A 9,435-nucleotide genomic window follows, 5' to 3' on the forward strand; every position below is an offset into this window, starting at 1 on the left:
GCGTTTTTCCCGGTGCACAGGCCTATCATAGAGCATATCCGGCAGGGCACCGTCAGCGGATTGACCGGCGGGTGCAATGGCCCGATAGGGGAGGCGGTCTCCTCGGGCCTCCTTCCGCAACCGGTGGTATTCAGGAGCCATGGAGGCAGAGCCAGGGCGCTGGAAGAAAAATCCCTGAAGGTGGACGTTTCCTTTATTGCGGCTGCTTCCGCTGACCGCTACGGAAATCTTTCCGGCCTGGGCGGAGGGTCGGCCTTTGGGTCCCTGGGGTATGCAAAGGTCGATGCGCTAGCGGCAGAAAAAGTTATCGGAGTTACGGACTGCTTGAGCTCATCTCCCTTAAAGCGAGTAAGTATACCGGGTGAGAAGGTGGACTGGATAGTCACGGTCGACAGCATAGGCGAGCCGTCAGGAATCGCGACCGGAAGCCTTTCGGGAACCCGCGACCCGGTCAGGCTGGAAATGGCAAGGCTGGCCGCCGAAGTTGCAAAGGCTTGCGGGGTTCTCAGGGACGGCATGTCGATGCAGTGCGGGTCAGGAGGCGCCACGCTTGCCGCGGCGGGATTTGTCGGCAGCATCATGAAGGAGAAAGGCGTAAAAGGAAGTTTTGCGCTGGGCGGGGTGACCAGCTATCTGGTGGGGCTGTTGGAGCAGGATCTGTTCGATGTGATCCACGATGTCCAAACCTTTGATGCCGGCGCGGTGAGCTCTTTGGTCAAGAATGAGAATCACGTGGAGATATCAGCAGCCCAGTATGCGAGCATGCACCGGTCTGCCCCGCTTGTGGCATTCCTCGACCTGGCATTCCTGAGCGCCCTTGAGGTCGATGTACACTTCAATGTTAACGTAATAACGGAGACCGATGGGGTGATCCGGCACGGCATGGGCGGGCACCCTGATGTAGCGCAGGGAGCGCAGCTCACGATAGTAATTGCTCCCCTGGTACGAGGCCGGGTGCCGGTTGTCCAGGAGCGCGTTACTACTGTTTGTACTCCTGGAGAACACGTAGATGTTCTGGTAACGGACCACGGCATTGCAGTGAATCCGGCGAGGCCGGAAATCAAAGAGGACCTGGTTCATGCCGGGCTGCCTGTGGTCGACATCCATGATCTCAAGAAAAGAGCAGAAGAGATCAGCGGAAAGCTTGACCCCATCAGGTTTACTGACAGAATCGTGGCCATTGTCGAGGATCCTTACGGTAATATCACTGATAAGATCTGCCAGATTGAGCAGGACAACTAGCCTGGCAGGCGCGCTGCCGTGATCGGGCACTAAAATTTTTCGAGGTGATAGCGGTGGAAAGAATGAATAGGGTTTTCGAGCTGCTGCCGGAGCTGAACCTTATCGGCGATCACAGTCTGCGGGAAGGAGCGGCTCGCGCATGGGTACGGGCCTGGGAAATGTCGAAGTGGGGTGACCTGGCTCAGGTTCCGTTCAGTCCTAAAATAGGTGAAAAGCCTTCGCTTGTGGAGCATACGCGGGCTGTGACCCAGACTGTTGTAGGCTACGTGGATAGGGTGAATGAGGACAGAAAAGCAGAAATAGACACTGACATCCTGGTAGCTGCTGCCATCCTTCACGACGTGTGCAAGGTGCTGGAGTCAGAGCCGGCCGACGGTGAGCCAGGAAAATCCCAAGTTGGGGAACTCATAACCCACGGAGTCATGAGTGGCTTTCTGGCTTGGGAGCAGGGCCTGCCGTTGCGGCTCGTGCACCTGCTTTTGACCCACACTCCCCAGTCGAAGATGGCACCTCGGTTTCTTGAGGGGGTACTTCTGCGGCACGCAGATCTTCTGGATGCCGATTTTCGTTACTTCAGTGCCGGGTTTCAGCCAATCTTCTCCTAGCCGGACATAAATAAATCTGCCTCTACCTTCAGCTGCTTGCGGCCGGTACGGGAAGTGCCGCAGCCGATCCCTGACCGGCCGCTTGCTTATATGATACCAGTTCTGCGGCAGGCCCTTTGCAGCCTTTGTCAGGTTGGGGGCGCGGGATCTCACCTTTAAAGGGCCAGGGTCGGGCCTCCTTGGGGATGCTAATCACACCCTTGGGGGTCAATAGCTGGCGCTGGATGTTTATGGGCCGCTCCCTAGAAGATGGCGCATAATACCTGCCGTTGCCAGGGAGGACAAGTTCATAAAAAGTTCACAGAAAAACGCAAGCAAGTATAGTACAATACCCACTAAGGTTGACTATGCATCTATCTGCACAAGATCTAGCTCATGGGGGGACAAGAAATTGCAGCCTGATATTCCTGCTTCGGTCCCTGGGTGGAAGAAACGGTGGCTATGGGTGTTGCTTGTCGTAGCAGTCGCAGTTGCCGGCGTTACTCTATGGATGGTCAGGTCCCAGTCACCTCGGCCTCAAGCATCGGGTAACGTCAGGCTGGTTACGGCGGAAAGAGGAACGGTTGTAGAAACCGTGTCCGCCAGCGGCAACGTCCTGCTTGACCACCAAGTGACGGTTTCGGCCTCTAGAAAAGTTTTGGAGATACTGGTGAAGCCAGGTGATCAGGTCAAGGCCGGGCAAACCATTGCCAAGCTCGATAGTTCTGACTTGGAGCTCCAACTGGACCAAGCTAAAGCAGAGCTAGAGGCAGCGGAGGCTAGCTTAAGACAGGCCCAAATCTCATCTGCTGGCGGTGCAGCTGGATCCCATAACCAGGGACCTGAGGCGTCTAACCTGGTCCAACTGCAGAATAATGTCAAGAAGGCCCAGGCTGAGGTAGATGTCATAGAGGAACAGATAAAGCAGTGCTCGGTTGAGGCGCCCATAGCCGGAACTGTCCTCCAGACCGCACAGTTCGGCCAGACCTCAGCAACGCAAGGAGCGGAAGGAGCCGTGACCGGCGGGTCACCGTCAGCTGGGTCAGGCGGCAGCAGCTCTGGAATGATTGCAGTGATTGGCGATATGCGGAAAGACGGGTTCTTAGTCCAGGCTCAGATCAATGAGATGGATATTTCTAAAATAAAAGCAGGCCAAAAAGCTTCTATCCAGGTACCGGCCTTGCCTGGCGAAACCTTTACTGGAAAAGTCCAGACCATTTCCCTCTTGGCTTCCAATCAGGGCGGCGTGGTTACCTACCCGGTGGCCATCAAGGTTGATGACAGCAAAGGTAAACTCTTGCCCGGGCTTTCATGTTCAGTGACTATTGAGACTGGCCGTCGCGACAACGTCTTGACCCTGCCAGTTGAAGCCATTGCTAGCCAGGGGAACCAAGTTGGGGTATGGATGCGAACAGCTACTGGCGAGGAGTCTCGGACGGCTCGCGGTTCATACCGGTTCGTTCCTGTGAAGGTGGGCCTTTATGGAGACCAGAAGGTGGAAGTGACAAGTGGCCTTAAGGAAGGGGACGTAGTGGCCGTGCTGGGGACGGTGAGCAGTACCACTGCCGCCTCAAATAACCAGCCTGGTCCTGGACTGTTCAGATTCTGGACCGGCAGCCCCAACCGCCAGCAACTTGGGCGTCAGGGAAGAGGGGATACTGGTGGAGGTATGTGAGTCCGGCTCCAACTTGGTGGTGTTCGAACACGTATGGAAGACGTATGCCCACGGCGCCAGCCCCGTGAATGCAGTTCAAGACCTCTCTTTTCGCATAGACCAGGGGGAATTCGTGGCCATCATGGGTCCCTCGGGGTCTGGTAAATCTACTACCTTACACCTGCTTGGATTCCTGGACCGGCCCAGCCAAGGCCAGATTTTCTGGCAAGGAAGCGACGCTTCTAGGTTATCGGAGAATAGCTTGGCCCGCCTGCGAAACCAGGCCATCGGCTTTGTGTTTCAGAGTTTCAACCTTTTGCCTCGCATGAGCGTGCTGGAAAACGTGGAGCTTCCCCTCAAGTACGGAAGTTTCAAGCCGAAAGAACACCGAGCCAGGGCCTGGGAAGCCTTGCGCTTGGTAGGGCTAGAAAAAGAGGCTTTCCGAAGGCCCAATCAGATTTCCGGCGGGCAACAGCAGCGCGTAGCCATTGCTCGGGCTCTGGTAACCGGAGCCAAAATGATTCTAGCTGATGAGCCCACCGGCAACTTGGACAGCAAATCCAGCCAGGACATCATGCAGCTTTTTTCTCATCTCAACCGGGACATGGGCTGCACCATTGTATTGGTAACCCATAACCCAGAAGTAGCATCATGGGCGCGCCGACAGCTATATTTTCGCGATGGTCGCTTAGTGGCCGACACCTCGTCAGAGCAATCGGCAATCTGCTGAAAAAAGCATAGGAAGAGGGGAGAGAATTGGTCCGGCTCTGGCAAAACTTGAATTCAGCTTGGAAGAGCCTTGGGAACAATCCGTTGCGGACGCTGCTAACCATGTTAGGGGTTATCATTGGGGTGGCCGCGGTGATCACCCTTACCTCATTAGGGGAAGGCGCCTCTCGATCAGTTGCTTCCAGCATCCAAGGATTGGGCAGCAATCTGCTAATGATAACCCCTGGGGAAATGCGCCAAGGCAACTTAAGCTTTGGATCGGGTTCGGGCCGGAGCCTCACTATGGATGACTGCGACTACCTAACTGCTGTTGTACCCGAGCTTGTAGCCGTAGCACCCCAATCCACAACTCGGTCTCGTCTGGTCTGGCAAAGGAACAACTATCAAGCCCAGGTGGTGGGAAGTACTCCAAGCTTGGTCCAGGTGCGGGACTTGTCTCTGGTTGAGGGCCGGTTTTTCACTGCCCTCGAACTGGAGCGGGCAAGTAAAGTAGCCGTAATCGGACAGGGGATAGTGGATAGCCTCTTTGGCGGATCCAACCCTCTAGGTCAAACCATCTACGTGGATGGCCTACCCTTCAAAGTCATAGGCGTTCTTGCCCCATCTACTGGCGCCGGTTTCATGAGCTTTGACGACCAGCTAATAATCCCAATCACTACCCTAGCTAGAGCGCTTACCGGTCAGGAATTTCTGTCCAGCATCTATGCTTCTGCTGCGGCCAGCGTTGATGTCAACCTGGTACAAGCCAAGGTGGAACAGGCACTTCGGGCCTCACACCACTTGCGGGTCGGAGAGGCAAATGACTTCACCTTGGCAACCCAGCAGGCGATTCTGAACACGATGAATCAAGTAGTAAGCACTTTGACGCTCTTTCTCGGCAGCATAGCTGCTATCTCGCTGGTGGTAGGTGGTATAGGCATCATGAACATCATGGTGGTGGCCGTCACCGAGCGTACCAGAGAAATCGGCCTCCGCAAAGCCTTGGGAGCTACTTCCCGAGATGTTCTTTTCCAATTTCTCACTGAGGCCGGACTCATCAGCCTATCAGGCGGTGTCATAGGCATAATCTTGGGCTGGGGTGCTAGCTCTCTGATCGGGGGTACCATAAGCGTCCGACCGGTTGTCAGCCCGGCTTTCGTTTTGCTGGCTAGTGGTTTTTCGTTGTTGGTAGGCATCATCTTTGGCGTATACCCGGCGTACCGTGCCTCGAGGCTTAACCCCATCGACGCTCTGCGCCACGAATGAGCAGTTCAAATCATTACAATACCTGGCGCATGGGCTTTGCTGCCAGGTCTGGGCTGGAGAATTGAGTGCTGGGCGCCAGAGGGCGAGGGAGAGCCATACCGATGGCTGGCGACGCCCTGGGAACCAGTGCCAGCAGCCCCAGCATGGGAAATGTTTTGAAAGCAGTTCCAATTAAGAATGGAGGTCTTGGTCATGGCACAAATTGCTCCCGAGCCGAATTATAGCCGACGGCGAAATTGGCTGTGGATCCTAACAGTAGTTGTAGCCGTAATTAGCGGTATGGTGGGCGGAGTGGCAATCCTGGCCCTGGCCCCTTCCGTGCGCGGAGGGACGACCAGTCCTGCTCCGCAGGGAATCCCCCTCAACCCGCTCCCCACTGCCAGCGTAGAAACTTCAGGAGTTAGGGCCATTGCCGAGAGGGTGGGTCCGGCGGTGGTGGGCATAACCAGTTACCAGGGCCGGGACTTTTTTGGCAATCAGGATGTGGCTTCTGGCAGCGGCGTCATCTTTGACGCCGCCAACGGCTATATAGTCACCAACAACCACGTGGTGGCCGGGGCCACCCGCCTGTCCATACGGGTGGATCAAAATCACGAGTATGAGGGCAAAATAGTAGGCGCCGATGCCGACAGCGATCTGGCCGTGGTTCAAATCCAGGCCCCGGATGTGGCAGCCTTAAAGTTGCCTCAGGTTCAGTTTGGCGATTCCGACAAGATCAAAGTAGGCGATCTGGTGGTAGCCATAGGTAATCCTTTGGGTGACCAATTTGCGCGCAGCGTTACTATGGGGGTCGTAAGCGCCCTCAACCGCGAAATTACAGTTCAGACCAGCAATAACCGGGAAGTTACTTTGCGGGTATTGCAGACCGACGCGGCCATCAATCCCGGCAACAGCGGCGGGGCTTTGGTTGATGCCCAAGGCCAAGTTATCGGCATCAATAGCGCCAAGATTGCTGTTCAAGGGGTTGAAGGGATGGGGTTTGCCATTCCCATCAATGATGCTCGACCGATCGTCCAGCAGCTGCTGCAAAATGGACGGGTAATTCGTCCCTTCCTAGGAATTTACAATTACCAGGAGATCAGCGAACAGGCTTCTAAGTGGTCTGGGTACCCCCAAGGAATTTACGTGGGCGGCGTCTTTCCAGGCGGGCCCGCCATGAAAGCGGGCATGAAGGAGGGGGATGTCATTGTGCAGATCGGCCAGCAGCCGATCCGGACCGCCGCTGACCTGCGCAATGCACTTCGCCAGCTCAAAGTTGGCGATACCATCAAAGTAACGGTAGTGCGGGATAACAAGCGCTTGGAACTCAATGTGACCTTGGGGGAAATGCCGCTAGATTGATTTGTCTGTGCATCTTGCCTTTCCTAAAGCAGTGTTTATAGCTGAGATGGACTGGCTGCTGGGGTCTAAGATGATAAGGCCACGGTCAGGATTTTCAACTGACGTGACATAAACTAGTGCCCTACCGGTGCCTGTATGGTTATCCCGTCAGCGGGGTAACTCCGGCTCTCCATTGCTAGCCTGGTTTAGTTCCTCCCAGGCCTTTTGTGCCCACTCTGGGTCTTTGAGGAGGGCTCGACCGATGCCCACCAGGTTGGCCAGACCCTGGCGAATTATGCGGTCGGCAAACGCTGCTCTCTTGATGTCCCCAGTCACCATTACCGGGACCTTAACCACTGGTTTTATGGCCTCGGCCAGGTACAGGAAGAAGCCCTCAGGGCCGTACGTCAGGTAGCCGCAGAGGCCACCAGAAAGATCGATCGCATCGGCGCCGGCGTTCACTAGTAGGGATGCGGCCTGACGACTGTCCTCGGGGGTAGTACCTCCAGGCATCCGATCATCGGCTCCCAAGCGATAGAAGATAGGGAAATCCGGTCCCACGGCTTCTCTGACGGCACGCACCACTTGCAAGGGAAAGCGCAGCCTTTGAATACATCATCAGAACCCAGGCAGAAGTAGAGGAATTGTTGCTTGCCCTGGTCCAAGAAGGGGCAGGAGATGGAGAGTCGAGCCTGGGACTTACTAGCCCAGCAGTTACTGCCGAAGGTCAGGCCAGCTCTCTCGCCGCGGGGTGTATCCTGTGCGGGCTCTGCATTAGGATTTGCAGGAAAGTTGGCAAGAACCGCCTTACTTTTTTGGGGAAGGGGAAAAACCTGCAAGTAGGGCTGGTTCCAGGAGACAGCGAGGCAACTACTTGCGGTCGGTGCAGAGCTTGCCGGCGTATTTGCCCTACTGGATTTATTGCTCCTGATGCCCAGCAAGCCTTTACGGCCAGGTTGTATAGGTAACATCGGCCATTAACCTGTGATCGCGGCGTGTTGATGGGGCGCTGTCATGTATGTTATCATCTTGCCCGTGCGGATAAGGGTGCGGGTTAGTTAGAAGGCTTCCAGAAAAGGCCAGGCGGTACTGGTAATATTGGTTAAGCTACAGGGAGGAAATTCTCATGCAACTTGACGACATAGTAATTTCCCGAGCTATTATCCAGCGCTACACAGAAGAATTGCTCAACTACCTGGAAAGCGATGTCGCCATCGTAGGGGCCGGGCCATCTGGCCTTGCTGCTGCCTATTATTTGGCTCGAGTCGGCCGGAAGGTTGCGGTCTTTGAGAGCCGGCTGAGCGTCGGCGGTGGTATGTGGGGTGGCGGCATGATGTTTAACCAGATTGTAGTGCAGAAGCCGGCCAAAGCTATCCTAGATGAGCTGGGCATTCGGTCTCGGCCTTTCACAGAGGGGTATTACACGGCTGATTCAATAGAGGCTACTACTACCTTGGCCTCCCAAGCGGTTAAAGCTGGAGCGAAAATATTCAACTTGGTGGCAGCGGAGGATGTTTTGGTACGAGGCGAGCGGGTGGCGGGTCTGGTGCTGACCTGGAGCGCGGTACAGTTGGCTAAGCTTCACGTTGATCCGCTAGGAGTCCGGTCAGATTTTGTGATCGATGCTACCGGACATGAATGCCGGGTAGTACATATGGTACAGGACAAGCTTCGGGCCCCGCTCTTGACTCCCAGCGGCCGCATCGAGGGGGAGCGAAGCCTTTGGGCCGAGGTGGGGGAGCCCGCCATTCTTAAGAACACCCGCGAAGTATACCCCGGCCTTTATGTGGCCGGGATGGCTGCCAACGCTGTGTTCGGAGATCACCGCATGGGCCCAATTTTCGGGGGAATGCTGCTTTCGGGGCAAAAGGTGGCCCAGTTGATCCTTGCTTGTTTTGGATGCGGTAGCTAGGTGTTTATTCCTGTTCTTCCCTAAAAGAACAAGACCACTGCTAGGGCTTGCTCTCCCCCAATGTTACTGAGCCTGCTCGCAGGTGCAGGCTTGCCCCTGTTTAGTTTAAAGACCATGATTGGGGTGGGGGCACACTGTGCGAGTGCCGCCACCCCAAGGGTAAGGCGCGCACCAGCCCAGTAGCACGATACCGGAGTCGCTATGGAGGTGATGTACAGGTAGGGTGGCGCGGTTTTTTGCATAAACCCTTCCAGACTGGGCAAGAAGAGGCTAGGCTTGTGAGGCAGGATAAGTTAGCTTGTAGTTGACCAAGGATATGGCCTGCGGCAGAACCCTGCAAGCTGAACCTGCCGCAAGCTATAGGAGACTGTCAACGCAAGCTAGCTTGCATTCCTGGCCAGCTGATGATTATCTGCCGTCTCTAGTCGCTCTTTCCTACTCGATGCGCAGCTATCTCTTATTAGAATCCCGAACTAGTGTTAAACCACCGTCTATTTGCCCCTAAACTGCCGGCGCTCTTTATCCGAAAGATGTTACTGTAGTACCATTAATGGCTGGTATAAGCCACGGGCAGTTCGTATAGAGAAGAAGGTGGGGGAGAGAAACCTCTTTCCGGCGTTTCCCGCAGGTGTTTCCATACCCTGCGGAGAGGGTTGGTTGGGGTTGCTCGGTTGCCATGCGGTTTTCCACGCAGATACTCGTTCTGAACGTTAAAGACAATCTATTACTTATCCGATCGGGGGGGGGGG

The 9,435-nt window shown here is 55.5% G+C and carries 8 protein-coding genes; 7 read left to right on the forward strand and 1 reads right to left on the reverse strand.

What is annotated here, in order from left to right; genetic code table 11:
- From H5U02_12095 to H5U02_12120, 6 genes are all read left to right on the forward strand, one after another.
- Nucleotides 1–1,242 (forward strand): citrate lyase subunit alpha (locus H5U02_12095; GenBank protein ID MBC7343157.1); only part of this gene is annotated, 1,242 nt, incomplete at its 5' end.
- Between the two features lie 62 nt (nucleotides 1,243–1,304).
- Nucleotides 1,305–1,847 (forward strand): HD domain-containing protein, encoded by a 543-nt coding sequence (locus H5U02_12100; protein ID MBC7343158.1) that lies wholly within the window; start codon nucleotides 1,305–1,307, stop codon nucleotides 1,845–1,847.
- A 391-nt stretch (nucleotides 1,848–2,238) separates the two neighbouring features.
- The gene (locus H5U02_12105) at nucleotides 2,239–3,501 is read left to right on the forward strand and encodes an efflux RND transporter periplasmic adaptor subunit (protein ID MBC7343159.1); all 1,263 of its coding nucleotides are present in this window, start codon (nucleotides 2,239–2,241) and stop codon (nucleotides 3,499–3,501) included.
- Between the two features lie 16 nt (nucleotides 3,502–3,517).
- Complete coding sequence (locus H5U02_12110; protein MBC7343160.1) at nucleotides 3,518–4,210, forward strand: ABC transporter ATP-binding protein; 693 nt, start codon at nucleotides 3,518–3,520, stop codon at nucleotides 4,208–4,210.
- Nucleotides 4,211–4,293: 83 nt separating this feature from the next.
- Nucleotides 4,294–5,454: an ABC transporter permease gene (locus H5U02_12115; protein MBC7343161.1), complete on the forward strand. Its 1,161-nt coding sequence runs from the start codon at nucleotides 4,294–4,296 to the stop codon at nucleotides 5,452–5,454.
- Between the two features lie 192 nt (nucleotides 5,455–5,646).
- Nucleotides 5,647–6,795, forward strand: a complete 1,149-nt coding sequence (locus tag H5U02_12120) for a trypsin-like peptidase domain-containing protein (protein MBC7343162.1) — start codon at nucleotides 5,647–5,649, stop codon at nucleotides 6,793–6,795.
- A 147-nt stretch (nucleotides 6,796–6,942) separates the two neighbouring features.
- On the opposite strand, the gene H5U02_12125 is transcribed toward H5U02_12120, so the two are convergent.
- Nucleotides 6,943–7,386 carry a hypothetical protein gene (locus H5U02_12125; GenBank protein ID MBC7343163.1) on the reverse strand — a complete coding sequence of 148 codons (444 nt, stop codon included), beginning with the start codon at nucleotides 7,384–7,386 and terminating at the stop codon, nucleotides 6,943–6,945.
- Nucleotides 7,387–7,900: 514 nt separating this feature from the next.
- Here H5U02_12125 and H5U02_12130 point away from each other — a divergent pair.
- A complete protein-coding gene (locus H5U02_12130; GenBank protein ID MBC7343164.1) occupies nucleotides 7,901–8,686 on the forward strand; it encodes a thiazole biosynthesis protein in 786 nt (261 codons plus the stop codon).
- Nucleotides 8,687–9,435 lie beyond the last annotated feature (749 nt).

The sequence above is a fragment of the Clostridia bacterium genome (assembly GCA_014360065.1).
GTDB lineage: Bacteria > Bacillota > DSM-521 > Neomoorellales > JACIYF01 > JACIYF01.